General features: G+C 37.3%; 17 protein-coding genes, 1 pseudogene, 1 riboswitch and 1 other annotated feature. Of the genes and pseudogenes, 11 read left to right on the top strand and 7 right to left on the bottom strand.

The window, feature by feature from the left end:
- Positions 1 to 122: 122 nt before the first annotated feature.
- Positions 123 to 224: riboswitch (purine riboswitch) on the bottom strand.
- Positions 225 to 339: 115 nt separating this feature from the next.
- Positions 340 to 1,236, bottom strand: coding sequence for a LysR family transcriptional regulator (locus NSU11_RS03270; RefSeq protein WP_101676665.1), 897 nt, complete (start codon positions 1,234 to 1,236; stop codon positions 340 to 342).
- A 100-nt stretch (positions 1,237 to 1,336) separates the two neighbouring features.
- Between NSU11_RS03270 and NSU11_RS03265 the strand changes: the two genes are divergently transcribed.
- Positions 1,337 to 2,524: an MFS transporter gene (locus NSU11_RS03265; RefSeq protein WP_056767512.1), complete on the top strand. Its 1,188-nt coding sequence runs from the start codon at positions 1,337 to 1,339 to the stop codon at positions 2,522 to 2,524.
- 18 nt (positions 2,525 to 2,542) lie between these two features.
- Here NSU11_RS03265 and NSU11_RS03260 read toward each other — a convergent pair whose 3' ends face one another.
- Positions 2,543 to 3,991 carry a DUF4179 domain-containing protein gene (locus NSU11_RS03260; protein ID WP_056767509.1) on the bottom strand — a complete coding sequence of 483 codons (1,449 nt, stop codon included), beginning with the start codon at positions 3,989 to 3,991 and terminating at the stop codon, positions 2,543 to 2,545.
- Positions 3,960 to 4,505 carry a sigma-70 family RNA polymerase sigma factor gene (locus NSU11_RS03255; RefSeq protein WP_056767506.1) on the bottom strand — a complete coding sequence of 182 codons (546 nt, stop codon included), beginning with the start codon at positions 4,503 to 4,505 and terminating at the stop codon, positions 3,960 to 3,962. The genes NSU11_RS03260 and NSU11_RS03255 overlap by 32 nt, the downstream gene beginning before the upstream one ends.
- A gap of 179 nt (positions 4,506 to 4,684) precedes the next feature.
- Here NSU11_RS03255 and NSU11_RS03250 point away from each other — a divergent pair, with 179 nt between their 5' ends.
- A complete protein-coding gene (locus NSU11_RS03250; RefSeq protein ID WP_041116052.1) occupies positions 4,685 to 4,858 on the top strand; it encodes a hypothetical protein in 174 nt (57 codons plus the stop codon).
- 45 nt (positions 4,859 to 4,903) lie between these two features.
- On the opposite strand, the gene NSU11_RS03245 is transcribed toward NSU11_RS03250, so the two are convergent.
- Positions 4,904 to 5,473 carry a hypothetical protein gene (locus NSU11_RS03245; RefSeq protein WP_024426710.1) on the bottom strand — a complete coding sequence of 190 codons (570 nt, stop codon included), beginning with the start codon at positions 5,471 to 5,473 and terminating at the stop codon, positions 4,904 to 4,906.
- Positions 5,474 to 5,614: 141 nt separating this feature from the next.
- On the opposite strand from NSU11_RS03245, the gene NSU11_RS03240 reads away from it, so the two are divergent.
- The 5 genes from NSU11_RS03240 to NSU11_RS03220 all read left to right on the top strand — a co-directional run bounded on the left by NSU11_RS03240 (position 5,615) and on the right by NSU11_RS03220 (position 9,438).
- A complete protein-coding gene (locus tag NSU11_RS03240; RefSeq protein ID WP_029707591.1) occupies positions 5,615 to 6,181 on the top strand; it encodes a GNAT family N-acetyltransferase in 567 nt (188 codons plus the stop codon).
- Between the two features lie 749 nt (positions 6,182 to 6,930).
- Entirely contained in the window at positions 6,931 to 7,860 is a 930-nt protein-coding gene (locus NSU11_RS03235; protein ID WP_024424495.1) for a S8 family serine peptidase, read from the top strand.
- A gap of 1 nt (position 7,861) precedes the next feature.
- A complete protein-coding gene (locus NSU11_RS03230) occupies positions 7,862 to 8,710 on the top strand; it encodes an SAR2788 family putative toxin (RefSeq protein WP_024424494.1) in 849 nt (282 codons plus the stop codon).
- Positions 8,686 to 9,156: a hypothetical protein gene (locus tag NSU11_RS03225; protein ID WP_024424493.1), complete on the top strand. Its 471-nt coding sequence runs from the start codon at positions 8,686 to 8,688 to the stop codon at positions 9,154 to 9,156. Before NSU11_RS03230 ends, NSU11_RS03225 begins: the two co-directional genes overlap by 25 nt.
- A 72-nt stretch (positions 9,157 to 9,228) precedes the next feature.
- Positions 9,229 to 9,438, top strand: a complete 210-nt coding sequence (locus tag NSU11_RS03220) for a hypothetical protein (protein WP_024424492.1) — start codon at positions 9,229 to 9,231, stop codon at positions 9,436 to 9,438.
- Between the two features lie 809 nt (positions 9,439 to 10,247).
- Here the strand turns inward: NSU11_RS03220 and NSU11_RS03215 are convergent.
- Positions 10,248 to 10,439 (bottom strand): annotated as a pseudogene (locus NSU11_RS03215) (GMP synthase (glutamine-hydrolyzing)); the annotation flags it as partial.
- Positions 10,440 to 10,543: 104 nt separating this feature from the next.
- Here NSU11_RS03215 and NSU11_RS03210 point away from each other — a divergent pair.
- From NSU11_RS03210 to NSU11_RS03195, 4 genes are all read left to right on the top strand, one after another.
- Positions 10,544 to 11,431 (top strand): helix-turn-helix domain-containing protein, encoded by an 888-nt coding sequence (locus NSU11_RS03210; protein ID WP_163115526.1) that lies wholly within the window; start codon positions 10,544 to 10,546, stop codon positions 11,429 to 11,431.
- A 219-nt stretch (positions 11,432 to 11,650) separates the two neighbouring features.
- Positions 11,651 to 11,914: a binding site (T-box leader), on the top strand.
- A gap of 57 nt (positions 11,915 to 11,971) precedes the next feature.
- Positions 11,972 to 13,633, top strand: coding sequence for a 2-isopropylmalate synthase (locus NSU11_RS03205; RefSeq protein WP_149125931.1), 1,662 nt, complete (start codon positions 11,972 to 11,974; stop codon positions 13,631 to 13,633).
- Positions 13,634 to 14,689: an AraC family transcriptional regulator gene (locus NSU11_RS03200; protein WP_024426713.1), complete on the top strand. Its 1,056-nt coding sequence runs from the start codon at positions 13,634 to 13,636 to the stop codon at positions 14,687 to 14,689.
- Between the two features lie 18 nt (positions 14,690 to 14,707).
- Positions 14,708 to 15,193, top strand: a complete 486-nt coding sequence (locus NSU11_RS03195) for a YbaK/EbsC family protein (protein ID WP_149125932.1) — start codon at positions 14,708 to 14,710, stop codon at positions 15,191 to 15,193.
- A 79-nt stretch (positions 15,194 to 15,272) separates the two neighbouring features.
- Here NSU11_RS03195 and guaA read toward each other — a convergent pair whose 3' ends face one another.
- Positions 15,273 to 16,814, bottom strand: a complete 1,542-nt coding sequence (gene guaA / locus NSU11_RS03190; protein WP_024424487.1) for a glutamine-hydrolyzing GMP synthase — start codon at positions 16,812 to 16,814, stop codon at positions 15,273 to 15,275.
- Between the two features lie 186 nt (positions 16,815 to 17,000).
- Positions 17,001 to 19,205 (bottom strand): transglutaminaseTgpA domain-containing protein, encoded by a 2,205-nt coding sequence (locus tag NSU11_RS03185; protein ID WP_197172060.1) that lies wholly within the window; start codon positions 19,203 to 19,205, stop codon positions 17,001 to 17,003.
- Positions 19,206 to 19,210: the final 5 nt, after the last annotated feature.

Genomic DNA, 19,210 nt, shown 5'->3' with positions numbered 1-19,210 from the left:
CTTTTGCTTTAGCCTGCCCCATTCACTAGTCAAATAAAAAACGCCCCAACAATTTTGGGACGCTTGACTACATATGTGAATTCAGACTGTGACATAAAACAAGAACAATGCATGATTTATATCAAACGAGTGTGAATTGACGTAGTCAAGCCATTTACGGTAGCTTGGTAGAAACTTGCGGGCCATATCCCCGCGATTATACGACTTCTATCTATTTGATTTCTGTGTCTATTGTACCAACTTCATTTTTAAAACACAATACGAAAAGCGAACATTTTTCAAAGAAATGTCCGCTTCATTCGTCTTATTACACGAATTTGGAAATTCACATCTAGTTCTTTATACACCCTTCCCCAAATCCTTCTCTTTTGCAAAAACCGCTTCGGCTACATGGAAAAACTCTTTCACTGCCGGAGAAGCTTGAGAGAGCGACGGACAGGCGAGTGCAACCTCACGATGATGAGAGACATTCAGCTGGCGAATATGCACAAGCTGCTGCGTTTTTAAAAATAACTCAGGGCCTATTGTGACGCCAAGTCCTTCCCCGACCATACGGGCAATGGTCGTACAATCATGAACTTCAAATAAAACAGCTGGCTTCATTTGCGCCTCTGAAAAAATATCCTCTACATGTGATTGATACATGCCAGTCGGCATAATAAATGGTTCACCCGCCAAATCTGTTATATCTACAATGGGCTGCTGTTCATATCGATGATTTGGGTGATAGGCGACGACCATCTCATCTTTCATAAGCGGCAGTAAATCAAAGGCTTCATCCGCATGGCCTTTTACAACAAATCCAACATCAATGATACCAGAATCCAGCCACTCCAATATTTCTTCATACGTTCCCTCATAGAATTTAAATTCGATTTTTGGATGTTTTTTCTGATAGCTCACAAGCAGTTTAGGCAATAAACAAGCAGAGGCACTGGCAAATGTGCCGATACGAATCAGGCCCGTTTCAATATTTTTCGTTAACGCAATTTCTTGCTGGATTTTCTCCACTCTATTTAACACTTCTCTAATATGCGGGAGAAGCGTTTGACCAATTTCCGTCAGCATAATGCCCTTTTTTCGGTCACGAATGAATAAAGACACACCCCACTCTGACTCTAAATTCGCCACTGCATGACTGACAGCTGACTGCGTCATATTTAATGCTTCAGCTGCTGCTGTAAAACTGCCAAGCTCCACAACTTTTGCGATAATATCAAAGCGAACAAAGCTCATGAGTATTTACTCATCTCCTTCATGAAAAACATCAATTTTACTTATGTTAGCACGGAATTTAAACTAAAGACAACGTATCAACATGAAGGAAGGGTTCAAAATGAAAAACACATCTCATCAGCTATTGATCATTCTTTTAGCTGTCGGTTCATTTGTTACAGGCACGTCAGAATTCGTCGTGTCAGGCATTCTAGATATCATTGCTGTTGATTTACACATCTCCATTCCTGCTGCCGGACAGCTCATCACCGTCTATTCTCTTTTTTATGCAGTAGGCGCTCTCTTTTTAGTCATGGCAACGTCGAAGCTGAACCGAAAAAAGGTTTTGTTATCAGCTATTTTTGTGTTTATTTTAGGCAATATGCTCGCCTTTTTCAGTCATCATTTTGTGCTGCTTCTGCTCTCTCGGGTCATCATGGCCATGAGCGGCGGTTTATATATTGTCGTCGCCACGAATTATGCAGCGCAGATCGCCCCGCCAGAAAAAAAGGGAAGTGCAATGGCAACTGTCATCACTGGATTCACCGTTTCACTCGTACTTGGTGTGCCGATTGGGACATTTCTATCAGGTCATGTGGATTGGCACTATATTTTTCTCATCATTGCACTAGGTACTGCTTGTCTCTTCTTGCTTCTTTATCAATTGCTGCCACGCATAGAGGGACATTCACATCTACCTTTAAAGCAGCAATTACACATTCTTCAAGACCGAAGAGTGATCAGCGGCTTAGCCACGACGGTCTTTTGGATCTTAGGCTACACGATGGTCTTTGCTTATATCTCTCCTTTATTACGACAGACCGCCGGCTTTTCAATTGAAATGACAAGCATGGCCTTGCTCGTCTTAGGCATTTCTGCTTTTATTGGCTCACGCTTTGGCGGCTTCGCCGTTGATCAATGGGGACCAAACCGAACCATCTCGATCAGCATCATGATCCAGATGTTCGCTCTCTTTGCCTTATTCTTTACGCAATTCTCTACAATTAGCGTCTTGATCACACTCGCCATTTGGGGCATCGCCACATGGACAACAACACCAGCGAAGCAATTTTATCTGATCTCCCTTAAACCACAAGCATCAGAAACCGTGCTAAGCTTTAATACAGCGATTATGAACATCGGCATGATGCTTGGATCGTCAATGGGCGGTGTGATTATACAGTATACAAATGTCACGAACTTAAGCTGGATTGGCGGATTAGCTAGTTTTGTGGCGTTGATGTTGATTCGGTATTCGTTTAATCGTCATCGACTGGTGGTACAACAGACAAAAAGCGAACATGTATAATCATGTTCGCTCTCTTATTTATCGACTAGCTTTTGAAGTTTCTTTTTTGACTGGAATGGTTACCTTTATCGCTTTCTGTGGTGCCAACATGTTCAGTTCAGTCAAATCAAGATAAAGCCCATATTCTTTAAAAGAAAAATGGTTTAATGATAAAGTCTCTAAATTCTTATCATCAAATTCAAAGGTGGATTGCATGGAAGCTGTCTTTAAATTCGTCACCTTCGCATGGTTCCCCTTCAAGTAATATCCGCTTTCATAGTCTGCTTGTGGATCGGGCCATGATTTCATCTTTTCAACATCGCCTAATCCAATGAATTCACCTATATTCTCCATCACATCCTGATCTAATTCTTTTTGATCTACTCCAGTAAATTGATAATCAACAATCACAGAACGGTCTTTTTGCTCTATCTTAATGATTTTGATTCCGATGCCATGGTGTTTTGTTTTGAACTGAACAGGCAGCTTTGTCTTGAGAGGAATGATGTGGCTGTATTCTCGTTCGTATCTCACATCTGTGTAAAATGTCAATTCAGTCGCCTTTGGATTGATCGGCTGATTCAAAATGGTTAAATGATCGACTCTATTTTTTTTAGGAGAAAGTGGATTTCTTCCTAACCTTGTTCCTAATTCTAACTCGTACTCATTCCCTAAATTATCCTTCATTCCAAATATACTAACTCTATCATCTTTGGCAAAACCATTGTAATCAATGGCATATTGAATAGCCGAGCCATTCACTCCGTTTTCTACCTTTACATTTCTTATTTGATAACGTCCATTTAAAATAGACACGTCTTTTTGTCCAGCTAATAAAGTTGTTTTTTGCTTCACTACAGGTAATTCAAAACGCCAATTCCCTACAATATCTCCAATTTTTGAAATGACGAGTGGGGCTTTTTGACCTTGCTTAATTGTCTGTCCATTTGTATAGACTTCCATTTGTCCAACATATCGGCCATCCTTTAATTTTTTCAATTCCTGATTGTCGTAACTCGGTTGGAAATTTTCATTTATATCATCTAAGTTGCTGACGATGAATGGTACAGAACCTTCCTTTGTATTCAAATGATCGACAGTAAACGTATAAACAAGCCGCCCGGCATCATAGTACACACTGTTTACTTTCACAGTCACCCCTCTTGATTCAGCCCCCTCATTGACATGCTTCACCAAATCACTCTGAAAAAGAGCCATTCCAACTTTATCGTGAAACATCATATAAAACTGCCCAATAATCGGTACACGTGCCATTGCTGTATTAAGAGAAGGAAAAAGGAAACCTGATGAAAAGTAAAGGACGATGAGAACAATGGCAGAGTATATTGGCGTTCTCCAGTTCCATTTAAACCAATGTCTTTTCTGTTCCGCTTTCACATCCCCAATAGCTTGGCGAATCGCAGAGGTCACTTCCACCGTTGGTACATCAATCTCATCATAAAGCTTTTTCATTTCTTGTCGTTCCATCGACACTCTCCTCCTTCTCCAATGTTTGCTTTAATAACTTTCTTGCTCGATACAAATGAGTTTTGACCGTTCCTTCAGGCACACCCATCTGTTCAGACATCATCGAAATCGAATAATCTTGAAAATAAAACAACTGAATGACCACCTGGTATTGCTCATCTAACACTTCAAGTGCATTTTTTAAATCGAGCTTGTCTTCCAAAAAATCATGACGCTCCACGCTTTCGTGTTGCTGTTCAAACGGAACAACATCTTGCTGTTTTTTCTTCATCGCAAAAATTGTATGAATCAAAATTCTCGTCAGCCAGCTAGAAAAATAAGCCGGTTCTTTCAAACCAGATAGATGCTTAAACGCTTTAAATACCGTCTCTTGAACAGCATCTAACGAATCCTCTTTATTTCTTGTGTAGAGAAAAGCCGTTTTATATAAACGCTCCTGATACATCAGCATTAATTTCTCAAATGCCGGGACATTCCCTTTTTGTGCTTTTTTAATTAGACGCACTTGCTTCATCTCATCCACACCTCCTACACCTGTTAGAGCAAGGTTTCTCTCAAACGGTTTCAACAAATGGAAATTTCTTTTCCTTAGCATATGTCGGACAAAAATAGAAAAAGTGAATAACGGGCCGCAAAGAACATGTCGAACATTTGATATAATGGAAGAAATATGTACAAAAAGGAGTAAGTCGATTGTTTCTATTTGAAGAACCCACGTGTGCTAGCTGTCAGAAAAAGATAGAAGGAAACGAAGAAGTGTACGTCAAGCTGGTCTATCCAAAGAGACGAGGAATGACAGAGGTAAAGGCTTGGCTCAGGAATGAAGGGGTTTTTTATTGTAAGACATGTTATGGAAAAGAAACATAAAAACAAGCATTTCAATTGAAATGCTTGTTTTTACTTTCTACTTTTTTATTTCCGCTTACTACGAAGTTCAATGAGTGCTAGTTTATTGTCATTGAAAAAGAACTCCAGAATGATACCGTTTGATTGATCTTGATATTGTATACCTTTGCTATACCCTTCGACAAACCAGAGCTTCTTGAATTGATCTCCATATGTTTGTAGCACAGATGAATAATCGTCTCCAATAGTGATTCCCTTAGATGTTTTGAGTTTTTTCTGTTTTGACTGATTGTAAATAGATGTAACTCGATGATGTTGATCAACTGATACTACAAAATCTTGATTTTCTTTTTCCATATAGACCCTCTGTTTAGGATGGGAGAATTGAGTATTCTCCACAAAAGTATGATCTCTCTCAAATTTTTCACCAATCTTAAAATGACCTAGCGATTCATTTGTTAAAGATACAGAGTGAAAATTAAAAAACATAGCCACCCAAACAAATAGTGCGGTTCCTCCTAAAACAGAACCTACAATCACTAACACTTTAGAATGGATGATTCCCTTTTTAAACAAATAGATCGCTAAAGATACGATGATCATCACGATGACGATCATAATTAGAAAAATACCCATTTCAATTATCCTCTTTTGCTTTTAATCGAATTCTGTTTGTGAATTATCCCCGCAATCACATTCTCACATATTATACCAAAGCATTACACAAAATCGACCAGTACAGGTATAATTTAAATAAAATTGCACGAGGAGAAAAATATGTATAGACATAAACTGATATTCCCGCAATCATTTCCAACCATACATACCGAAAGACTAATCTTAAAACAAGCAACAATCGAAGACGCTGAGGATATGCACATCTACTTATCCAATGAAACCGTGTGCCGCTACATGGGCATTGATGCTCATGAAACGATTGAAGACACAAAAGGAGAAATCAAGTGGTATCACGACATCTTCAAAGAACAAACAGGCATCCGCTGGGGCATTTCTCTAAAAGATGATCCTGCGATCATCGGCAGCTGCGGCTTTCTCAATCTAGAAAAACAGCACTGCCGCACGGAAATCGGCTATGAATTACACCACGATCATTGGAGAAAAGGCATCATGAGCGAAGCAATTGCTGCGGTGTTACGATATGGGTTTCAGGAAATGTATCTGAATCGGATTGAAGCGATTATTGATCCAGCAAATACGTCCTCTGTTCAATTATTGGAGAATGTTGATTTTGTTCGAGAGGGTTTATTAAGGGAGTATGATCTTGGTCAGAATGGGTTTGATGATGTGTTTATTTATTCGATTTTGAAGAGGGATTTCAAATAAACTGAATGATTTTTAAACAGAAGCGTTAAAGTGAATGAATTAAAATTGCACAATTACCCAGTAAGAAACCTCTAGTCAAGTTTATGACTAGAGTTTCTTTGCATGGTAACCCTTCTAATTTACTTACAATTCCAGCAATATTCAACACCCTTTCTATAATTATAGTATCAGTAATAGTAAAAATTTTTGAACAAAATGCAGATCCACACTTAAGTAATTACACTATTTCACTTACTTTTCTTTTCTAAGTACAAGATTCAAATAAAAATAGCCTATTCTTTAATCTGTTTTAGTTGGAATAATTCATATTCCAAAAAAAGAGCTTTTGTCCATTTGCAATTTCACTGATTAATTTAGATTTTTCATTTTCAAAATCTATTTTAGTGACATTATTTTTACGTTTACTTGTTTCGCTTTCAATTTTGGAGAACGTTGGACATGTGGAGTTGGAGTGAGGTTACAACAAGTAATGAATAAACTCATTGTGTTATCAGGTCATAGTTGGCAGTGGCAAAACATTTTTAATCAAAAAAATCATAGATAATTATTAAGTAAACGAGTCAAGAAGAAGAACTGGCATATTTACAGTAGTACACGCATGGGAAATTTTAAATATATAAGGATATATTACCTTAAATAACATTTACATCAAAATAAATATAGGTTAATATATTCTTGTATTTCATAAAAAGGGAAGGGAGGTATATTCTGTATTAATTCTAAATACTGCATGTGAGAAGGAAGCTTGAATGAAAAAGTCAAAAGCCTTATTACTATTTGTTTCGTGCCTAGTGATTCTTGCAATTGTATTATGTTGGGGACTATCTGGCGATGTTTCTGAGGATAATAGTAAATCATACAAGACAGAGAAGGAAAAAGACCTGCTATGGGGATATAAAGTTATAGGTCATGAAAAACCTAATAATCATAAGAATTATGTCAAAATTGCTATCCTTGATAGCGGTATTAATAAGTCACATAAAGAGTTTAAAGATTTAACTTTTTATGAGTACAATGCTATTAAACCAAAAAAATCTATCGAAGATGATTATGGTCATGGTACAGCAATTGCCGGAATAATCGCTGCAACTGGTGAAGAAATAAAAGGTATTTCACAGAATCCCATTATTTATGATGTCAAGGTACTAAATAAAAATGGCAAAGGAAAAGTTGAAGATGTTGTCAAAGGGATTAAATGGTGTATTGAGCAAAAGGTAGACATAATTAATATAAGTTTCGGATTTGGAAAAGACTACGATGAATTACGAAATGTTATAAAAATTGCTTTAGATAACAATATAACAATTACAGCTGCTTCTGGAAATACATTAGGTCTAACTGTTGAATACCCTGCAAAATATGAAGGCGTCTTATCGATATCCTCACTTAACGAAAAACTAAAAATTGATCCAATTTCAGCAAAAGGAAAAATTGACTTTTCTGCGCCTGGAGTAAATATTAAAACAACTGATATACACGGAGGATATACAAAGGTAAAAGGTACATCCTTTGCAACTGCGTTTGCAACAGGTGCTATAGGCTGTTTGTATTCTAAAAAATACAAATCTAAAGAGAATGTTCATCAAACACTCAAGAAAAATACAGTTGATCTTGGAAAGCTAGGTTATGACAGAGAGTATGGCAATGGGATGATTATTTGTAACAAGGGAGAGAATTAGATTGAAAAAGGTTTTAATAAAAATTCTTGTGTTAACATTGTTTTTGTGTGGAGTTGTTCCTGAATTTGCAAGTGCAAAATCAGGCGAAATTGATTCTGATGCTTTAAGAATAGAAGAGAATGCTAGTAAAGAATATGAAGTGAATGTTGAAAAAGAATTGGGGATAGAGCTAGAACAAGATATGTTAATGGAAGTTAAGGAAAGCCTAGATGAAGTTAATATATCTACTCAGCTTGAAGCTGAGAGTATGAATGTCCAAACTGACATGAAAATTAATCATGAGACAGGTGAAATCACAGTTGATGGTATTACAGAGTTAGAAAATGGGGAAAAAGAAACTAACAAATTCAACGTGTTAATTGAAGAGATTGAAGGAAATGATTTTACAGCAACCTTTGTGGATGATGAAACAGGAAAAGAGTATAAAGTTAGCACCATAGAAGCTCAGTCATCAATTGTTCCAGCAATAATAGTTGGAATTGTTTCTAGGTTTGGTATTCAATATGCTATTAAAAAATACGGAAAGAAGCTAATAATAAAAACTTTTAAAAAACAGGTAATTAAACAAGGTATAAAAAAAGTTTCTAAGTTTTCTGTTAGCAACAAACATCTTAGTAATGCAAAAGGTAGATACAGAAAATTTGATACCAAAAGCAAGAGCACAGTAAATAAATGGATAAAAGAAGCTTTACAATCTAAAAATGTTTCGTTTACTATAAACAATAATAAAAAACTATCCTTTGTCATCACTGCAAATCTGAAAAAGAAAATCGGAACAAAAGGTGAGACAAAAATAAAAATAGTTATAGGTTGGGATGGTAAAATATGGACAGCTTATCCAATCAAGTAGAATTTGATTATATGTTCACATCTGATGAGAAAGATATTCCAAAGAACATGAAGAAAGATCCATCAACAGCTCTAAGAGTAGAGGGAGAGTTTAAAATAGTTATAAATGGCGAAGTATATTTTGAAGAAAATATCGCCTTATTAGAATTTTATGCATCTTTGCACGACTGGATTAAAAAGATAAAGAAAAAAAACAAAGTTACAGAGTATAGATATTACACAATGGAGTATGAGGAAGACGACCCCATTATTTCAGTAATACCATTTGATAATAAGGCTCGACTCACCACTATTTGGGAAACTCAACAGTTATATAATGTATTCGATCTTAATTATATAATTGAACAAATGAAGGTATTACATGAAAACCTTGGACGTGACATTGAACAACATTATAAAATTTCACTAAAAAACTTTATTGGAAATATCCCATTAAGAAAATATTGAATAGAGAAAGGAACTCCTGGTTAGGGGTTCTTTTCAATGTTTTAGTAGGATGTTTTTAGAGGAGGTGTATTTTTGATTTTATATTTCTTAGCTGGTTTTATAGGAATCATAATAGCCACAATTATGCTAGGTATTGAAATCGAAGGATATACATTTTTGACAAGTTTTATTTTAAAGATGTTTGGGATGTCTATATTTGTAGGATCGATATGGCTAATAAATCAAAACAGAGAAGAATGCCCAAAAATAGCAATAAAAATGAAGAATGAAAGCTCATTGTAAAATTCGTCGTTACAAATATCTTTTATACCTATATCTCGAATTGCAAGCGGTCTTCCATCATTAATTACAAAAACCTTTATTTGATTTATTTTAGATAACTCATTAAAAGCATCATCTCTTGAACTGAAATTATGATAAAAATATCTCTTCCTTATTACTATTATCTATAAAAAAAGATTGTTCTATTAATCTTACATGGTAAATATCCCAAACTGTATTTAAAATGGGCTCAACAGTTTTTTTAGAGTACCCTCCAAATATTCTTATCAACACCACTTATATCGGACATTGAGCGTTCCATTAATGCAGTAGTAATATTATAATTGAATTGATTATTTTTAAAAAAATTTAGATAATCGAGAAATTCATTCTTCTGAATATTTTGTCTATAATCATTTAATAACCTGTTTAAATACGTCAAAATATTCAAATCAAAATGTACAACTTTACCAACTTTTATTTTCGGTAATCCCCTCCAATATAATTACTATCAAGAATCCACATTTTTGTATAGTCAGGAGAAATATTTTATAACCGTTAATTTCCCTATTTTTAAAACTTTCATTAATATTTGAATATTTTTATATGATCTGATTTATTAAAAAATTTTTCGAATATGATATTCTTTTCAATTGTATTATCTGCTTTAATTATGAGATCAATAATAATTTTAAGTTGTTCATTCATTGTATCCCCTTCACATCTGATTTTCCTTCAATATCCCTCAACCTACATTTATCTAATTAAATATTTTTTGCAGTTCTGCTGAAACTGTAATTAATCAAAGTGATAGCACCGATACCAATTGTTTAGTCGTATATTCTGGCGTCATCCATGGCACCTTTGTTGTGGATGTCTGGGAGAACCTCAAAATATTGTCAGATGTCTCACTCAAAGCCTAAGATGGAAATTTCTTCGAGTAGAATTAAATATTATTCCCGGATGATTTCTAGATTTTCTTCAGAAACTCCACCCAGTACACGGATACCCAGTCCTGAACCTAGGACTATAAGGTCCATTCTAAAATTGCAACATAGCACAAAAAGTCAAGTTTCCTAAAAAGCATTTCCGCTATACTAAACTCGTAAGGCAAGGAGGTGCTCGGTTGTCCTATCAAGAACATGAGAAAACGATTCAAGAAACATTAAATTATATTGAACAACATCTGAAAGATGATTTACCGCTTCAAACTCTAGCGAAACACGCTGGTTATTCTAGGTTTCACTTTCACCGTATGTTCAAAAAAGTGATTAAGAAGTCAGTTGTTGACTATATACGGGAACGTCGAATGACCCAAGCGGCGAAGGATTTAATTCATACGGACCAACGGGCGATTGACATCGCATTGCAGTATCGTTTTGGTTCACAGGAATCCTTCACTAGAGCCTTTAAGAAAATATATGACATGTCACCCGCACGTTATCGGAGATTATTAAGGAATGTGATTAATGAGGAGGAAACAATTATGGCTGATCATCAGAACACACCTACTGGCTGGATTATGACGGGGGACACCCCATCTGACTATGAAACAGGTTTGGATAACAGAATTGTTCACAGTGGTACTAACTCCGCTTATTTAAAATCAAAAGATGAAAAAGCTCGAGGTTTCGCGACATTGATGCAGCAAATTAAGTCTGATCGTTACCGTGGAGAACGCCTTCAATTTTCTGCTTTTGTCAAAAGCGAAGATGTGAAAGGTTCAGCTGGTTTATGGATGAGGATTGACCATTCTTCAGGTGAAGTTCTTGCGTTTGACAACATGATGAACCGCCCCATTACAGGAACAAACGGCTGGAATCATTTTAGTATAGTATTGGATGTTCCAGTCAAAAGTGAAGTCATTGCGTTTGGCATATTACTACATGGTCAAGGTCACATTTGGATGGACGAACTTAGTTTTAAAATTGTAGATGAAAGTGTCCCCGTGACAGAACAAAATACTGTGGATCATTTAGAGGATGAACCAGTGAATTTAAATTTTGAAGGCTAGCAGATCGAATTTAAGAGGAGGTTCATTGTCATGAAAAAAATTGGTGCGATTTTATTGTTCGCTATGAATTCACTCACCTTTATTTGTGGCCTCGGAATTTTATTTGGTGAAGAGGATTAAAGATAAGCACCCATAGAACAAAAAAAATCAATTAAAAAAGATATCCCTATCACTATCTCTTTTTTATAGACTTGGTATAATAGAAAAAATCAGAAAAATGAGAATGCGATGATAAGGAATAGTACTTGCCGAAATGTTTTCAGAAAGTTGCTGGTTGATGAGAAGCAATAACAAAAAAGCAGGGAACTCACCTTAGAGTAGCCTTAGTGAAATGAAAAGTATTGATGTAGTTAAGGTCGGCACCCCACCGTTATATGGGAAGGATACAGATCAAACAATCTGTATCCGAATAAGGGCATGATAATGTTTGTTTATCATGAAACAGGGGTGGTACCGCGTAAGAAGAAGTCTTTCGTCTCCAAGGTAAATATTGGGGATGAAAGGCTTTTTTTATATTCTATTTTCTAGGAGGAATCGATGATGTTTAACCACAAAAAATACGAAAAGAAATACTTTTTGCCACCGAAGCTTACTTATGATTGGGTGAAGAAAGAAACATTAGAAAGTGCTCCGATATGGTGCAGTGTGGACTTACGGGATGGTAATCAAGCATTACCTATTCCTATGAACTTAGAAGAAAAATTAGAAATGTTTCAGTTACTAGTAGAGATAGGTTTTAAAGAAATTGAAATCGCATTTCCAGCTGCTTCTGATACGGAGTTTAGGCTGTTACGGACACTGATTGATCATCATATGATTCCAGACGATGTCACGATTATGGTGATCACACAAGCGAGAGAGCATATTATCCGCCGAACCTTCGAAGCCATTAAGGGAGTACCGAAAGCGATTGTTCATTTATATAATTCGACTTCAGAAGCGCAGCGCAGACAAGTATTTAAGAAAACAAAAGATGAAATTAAACAAATTGCCATTGATGGAGCTATTTTAGTAAAAGAACTTGCCGAAAAAACAAATAGTGATATTTATTTTCAATATAGTCCAGAAAGCTTTCCAGGAACAGAAGTTGATTATGCGTTAGATATTTGTAATAGTGTTTTAGATATTTGGAAACCGACACCAACTCATAAAGCCATCATCAACATTCCGACAACAGTTGAATATTCAATGCCTCATATCTTTGCAAGTCAGATTGAGTATATACACAAAAATCTGTCTTACCGAGACAGTGTGACATTATCTGTTCATCCTCATAATGACCGCGGCTCTGGGGTGAGTGATGCAGAATTTGGTGTTCTGGCTGGCGCAGAAAGAGTCGAAGGTACATTATTTGGTATCGGTGAACGTACAGGGAACGTTGACTTGATTACCTTGGCGATGAATATATATTCACAAGGTTATGATCCAAAATTGAATTTCAATAACCTAGAAGCGATTCGTAAAAAATATGAAAAACTAACAAGAATCACTGTTCCTGAGAGACAGCCCTATTCTGGGGAGATGGTTTTCACCGCATTCTCTGGTTCACATCAAGATGCGATATCTAAAGGTATGAAATATAGAAAAGAAAATAAAGTTGATAAATGGGACGTTCCGTATATCCCAGTAGATCCAGTTGACTTGGGTAGGAATTATCAAACGGATGTGATTCGAATCAACAGCCAGTCTGGAAAAGGCGGCATAGGTTATATACTAGAAACAAATTATGGCATTCAACTTCCATATAAAATGAATGAAGCCATGGGTTATGAAGCGAAGAAAGTATCTGATCAGACAAGTAGGGAATTGTCTGTCGAAGAAATATATCATGTTTTTAAAGAACAGTATGTTGATTATCACCCTCATTTCCAGCTGCTTGATTATCAATTTCATAAAGGAGAGAAGCAGGAAGTTACCTTAACTTTGCTGAGAGATGATCAACAAATTGAAATACAAGGAACTGGCACTGGAAGTTTAGATGCCATCAGTAATGCGTTAAAAGCATATTTTCATCTTGAATATGTTTTGGAAGTCTATGAACAGAATTCTTTGGGCAAAGATTCCCAAGCAAAAGCCTGTGCACAGATTGGAATTTCATATCAAGGAAACATGCATTGGGGTGCTGGAATTGATAAAGATATTATAGAAGCAACAGTGAAGGCCCTGGTAGTTGCAGTAAATAAACTAGAGGTTTGGATGTAGATGGAAAAAGATAAACTTGAAAAACATGAAGTGATGCAATATTTAAGAGAATATAACGAGCAAGAAATCTTTTATCAACAATACCAACAGAAAAAGCATGACAATCAATCATTGCAATTATTTTTGAAGGATTATGATAAACACAATTTAATGCATAAGCAAATATATATAGAAGAATTTTTGCAAAAAGGGCAGAACGAATTTGAAAAGGAAGATACCATGTGGTTAGGTCAGGAGAAAGATATCGAAGTGAGAAAGTATAGCCGTTTTATGCCTCAATTGTCGGCTATCCATGATTTCTTTGAAATGATCTATGTTCTGGAAAATGAGATGTATGTAGAAGTGGAAGATAAAAAAATGACTTTGAAATCAGGAGATATTGCCTTTATTCCTCCTGACACCATACACAAGCCAATTGTAATGGAGAATACAATCGCAATGCAAATCATGATCCGTAAGAGTACTTTTCAAAAAGTGTTTTTTAAAATGTTAAAAGGAAACAATGTCATTTCAGAGTTCTTTTTGAATGCATTGTATATAAAAGAAAATAAAAATATTCTTATTTTCCATAGTCACTTGGATAAAAATTTGCTAGACTGCTCTCTTCAACTATTTACAGAAAATTATAATCGGTTCCCTAGTTACCAGTTGATTATGAATAATTTGTTTGAGATATTATTATGTCTCTTATTAAGATTCAAACCAAGTCATATGAACGTCAATCAGGTCAAACAATATCGTGATATACGTATTATTGAAATGCTCCAATATATTCAGCAATGTTGTGAGCATATCACCATCCAGGAGATGGCAGAGGAATTTAACCTTTCACAGTCTTACCTGTCAAAATATATAGCTCGTAAGCTTGGCAAATCATTTCGTGAGATTCGACAAGAAATAAGATTGGAAAAAGCCTGCGAAATGCTCACTGGCAGCAATTCACAAGTAGATCATATTGCGGCAGCCGTAGGTTATCAAAATGTAGAGCATTTCATTCGTTTATTTAAGAGAAAGTATCACCTAACACCACATCAATATCGATTAAATAATAGATAATAAAGAGGAGAAATGATAATGTCCATCAAACAAGTAAAAGATTATTTTAAACAATATGATATGGATACTCGAATTCAAGAATTTTCAGTGTCTAGTGCCACCGTAGACTTGGCTGCTTCTGCATTGGGCTGCGAACCTGAAAGAATCGCAAAAACACTCTCCTTTCTAGTAAATGGACAAGCTATTTTAATTGTGACCTCTGGCGATGCAAAAGTTGATAACAAAAAATTCAAGGAATATTTTAAAACAAAAGCTAAAATGCTTTCTCCTCATGAGGTCGTTGACTTGGTCGGTCATGAAATTGGCGGAGTATGTCCTTTTGCTATAAAGAATGGCGTTTCTGTTTATTTAGATATTTCACTCAAACGTTTTGAGACAGTCTATCCAGCCTGCGGGAGCAGTAACAGTGCTATTGAACTCACAATAAAACAATTAGAAAAACACTCTGGTTATTCACAATGGATTGATGTGTGTAAGGGATGGAATGATTCATTAACACATTAAAACGGAAGGGAAAAGTGCAGTTAAAAATAAAAAAGAGCTAGAAACCCTTGATACACAAAGGTTTTTAGCTCTTTTACATTTATTCCCATTCTATCGTAGCAGGCGGCTTACTCGTAATATCATACACCACGCGGTTAATATGCTTCACTTCATTGACGATACGAGTTGAGATCTTTTCAAGCACGTCCCAAGGGATTCTTGCCCAGTCACTCGTCATACCATCGATAGATGTAACAGCACGGATGCCGATTGTGTAGTCGTATGTTCTTGCGTCACCCATAACACCTACGCTGCGTATGTCTGGGAGAACCGTGAAGTATTGCCAGATGTCGCGTTCAAGGCCGAAGTTGGCAATTTCTTCACGTAGAATCGCATCAGATTCACGGACGATTTCTAGTTTTTCTTCAGAAATTTCACCTAGTACACGGATACCTAGCCCTGGACCTGGGAATGGCTGTCTCCAGACGATGTCATCAGGAATGCCAAGCTCTGAACCTAGGGCACGGACTTCATCCTTGAATAGCGTATTGAGTGGCTCAATCAATTCGAACTGCATGTCTTCTGGAAGACCGCCTACGTTGTGGTGAGATTTGATTGTTTGTGCCGTTGCTGTTCCGCTCTCAATGATGTCTGTGTAAAGTGTTCCTTGTGCTAAGTAATCGATTCCTTTTAGCTTGTCCGCTTCATCATCGAATACATAAATGAATTCGTTACCGATGATTTTACGTTTTTGCTCAGGATCAGACACACCTTTTAGCTTGTTTAAGAAACGATCTTTCGCATCTACTTTAATCACGTTCATGTTGAAACCTTCGCTAAATGTTTTCATAACCCCTTCTGCTTCGCCTTTGCGAAGAAGACCGTGGTCAACGAAAATACATGTCAGCTGATCGCCGATGGCTTTGTGGATCAATACCGCCACAACAGATGAATCCACACCGCCGCTTAGTGCGCACAATACTTGCTTGTCGCCTACTGTTTCACGGATTTTCTGCATTTCGATTTCAATGAAGTTCTCCATTGACCATTTGCCATCGCAATCACACACGCCGAAGACAAAGTTTTTCAATAGGTCATTTCCGTACTCAGAGTGACGAACCTCTGGATGGAATTGAACGCCATAGAAATTCTTCTCAGCTAAGCTCATGGCTGAGTTTGGACAATGTGCACTTGTTGCATCGACTGTAAAGCCTTCTGGTACTTCAACAACGAGGTCACCATGGCTCATCCAAACGACTTGATCAGTCGGAAGGTCTTTGAATAAAGCAGGTGTTCCGTTAATATGGATATCTGCTTTTCCATATTCACGCTGGCTGGCCGCTTCTACTTTCCCGCCTAAATAGTGAGTCATGAGCTGCATGCCGTAGCAAATGCCTAGAACCGGAATGTCTAGATCAAAGATCTTTTCATCACAGCGGAAAGATCCTTCATCATAAACACTGTTTGGTCCACCAGAAAGGATGATTCCTTTAGGTGCCATTTCTTTAATTTCTTCAGCAGTTAAAGTGTGCGGATGAAGCTCACTGTACACACCAAATTCACGAATACGGCGTGTGATCAGCTGATTGTACTGACTGCCGAAATCGAGAACCAAAATCATTTCATTTACTAAATTTGTCATGGTGTCACCTCTATGTCCAATATAGTTTTTTATAAACGCACAGAAAAAATGAGAGGAGAAAACCTGCTCTCAGTGTGAATCACGCTTTTGAAGCGCCCAGACTCACATCCGAACGCTTCAATTTCATGTATTTTAGAAGGTTTTAATATTCACCTATTCTAACAACAGGAAGGTACGCGGTCAAGACTATCTCCTGTTTATTAAATTTTCCCATAACTTTGCCGATTGCTGCCAAAGCGCCGAGGCATCCTCTCGCCGGTAGAGCGCACGTTCATAAAGCTGGGTCAGCTCTGACATATGATGATCTCCATTCTTCTCATCAATCAACGAAGCGAATTCTCTTAGTGTCATACCTGGCTTTTTCTCGATTCCTCTGCGCCCTAGCTGCTTTAATAGAGCTGCATACGCATAGAAGAATGCTTCATCCTCTGGCAGACGTTTCACCTTTCTTACAATAAAGAATGGCAGCCATCTTGTTCTAAATCGATAAAGCATCCAGCTGATGAAACCAAGCAAGACAATAGCTCCGGCCGCATAACCTATAACCCAACCAACCTGCACCATATTTGGCTTTGCCTGCGCTGTTTGTTCCTTTGGTTGTGCCGGCTGCTCTGTCTCCTGCTGCTTCGGCTGGTCTTGCTGCTGATCTTCACTTGCATCAGAACTAGACTGATCTTTTTCTTCCTTTTGATCATCCGTTTGATCGCTTGAAACAGCTTCATTCGTAAATGTCTCTGGGTTTGTAAATCCTTTTGTCGGTTCAAAGGTGACCCAGCCTCTGTTTGGAAAATAAACCTCTACCCATGAATGCGCATTGTTATTGGTCACTTCATACACATTGTTTCCATCCATCTGTGTTTCATATAACTGGCCAGACGTATACCCTTTCACCCATCTCGCCGGAATTCCGATCGAACGAAGCATTACAATCATAGAGGTTGAAAAATTATCACAATAGCCGATCATCGTATCAAATAAAAATTGATCCACATAATCTTCATTACGACCAGGCACAGCGACATTCTGCGTTTCATATGAAAACTTCGCAGATCCTAAATAATCCTCGATTGCTTTGGCTTTATCATACATATTGTCCTTCGTTTCCGTTAAGCTGTTTGCCAAAGTTTTCACACGCTCTGGAAGTGACGATGGAAGCTGTAAGTATTCACGGCCAACCTGCTGATTCACCTGCTTCTTTGTCGGTACTTTGATTCTCTGCAAATCCTCCAGGATAAATGTAGGAGATAAAAAGCTGACTTGATAGTTCCCCAAATTTTTAGGTGGGTTTTGCATAGACGGGACAATTTTCTCCGTTTTGCCCATGATTTGCAGCGGAATGTTTTCCATTGGCGTCAGCATGATCGTTCCAATAGGATACACAGCATGATTAAATCGATAATCCGATTCTATATCAATTCTTGTTTCATGCTCCTCTGTTTTCACTCGCTCAGTAAACCACCGATTCGGCACAGTGTCGTCCTTTAGCCGAGTAGGCTTCGTATCATTTGAAGCATCCTCCCAGCCCTTTCCTGTGTAAATGCTTTTTGTTTCTACACGAAAGTAAGATGGCTCCTTTCCGCTCCATTTAAAAACAGGTGTGCGGTCCTCACTAAACGGTCCGCCTAGCGCCGAATCATCTGCACTATATCCCACTTTATTCTGCCCGGCTGTCCCATCTTGATTCGTGACCGCCTTAAAAAACGGAACAGGATCGGGCCATTTCGGATCAGACTTTGGCAAAGAAGCACCCAGTGACGCTGATAGAAGGACAAGCGCCAGCATAGGCAAAAACCACTTTAGACGTGCTTTCTGTGACACTCGAACGCCCTCAGCTGAACGCAGTCGATCAAAATACAGCAATCCAAGCAAACAAAAGCCAAATACCATAATACGAACAATTGCAAAAGTCGCATCATATGGCGTAAACGTATCAAGAATCGTGACATACACAATCGTCATCAGTAAAAAGAAAAAGATACGCTGCTGATAGACCACCCAATAATGTAGCAAGTAGACAAGCAGCCACAGCAAAATATAAAACAACAATGTGCGGAAAGACGGGTACATATCACTCCACATGCCCATGCTCATTAACGTGATATTATCCTTGATATCAGCAAACAAAGCAGCCGGATAGCCTGGCGCTGATTGATAAAAGATCAAATATAAGGCGAGCAAAATCAGTCCAGCACAAATAGGAAACGTCACATACCACTTCAGACGAAAGAACGTAAACAAACACGTAAGCCCGATAAAAATGATGAAATAAGACGTATGGCTCGTCTCTGTAAAATCTTGAAGCGGACGAAGCCACTCCCATAACAGCAGAAAAGCTACAGCATAATAGATGAACAATTCAAAACGGCTTTGCCGCAGATGTGAATGCAGCATAAATG

The organism is Bacillus sp. FSL R5-0712 (assembly GCF_038593285.1).
Lineage (GTDB): Bacteria > Bacillota > Bacilli > Bacillales > Bacillaceae > Bacillus > Bacillus safensis.
The sequence above is the reverse complement of the archived record's forward strand: the minus strand, read 5'-3'. Positions and strand labels throughout refer to the sequence as shown.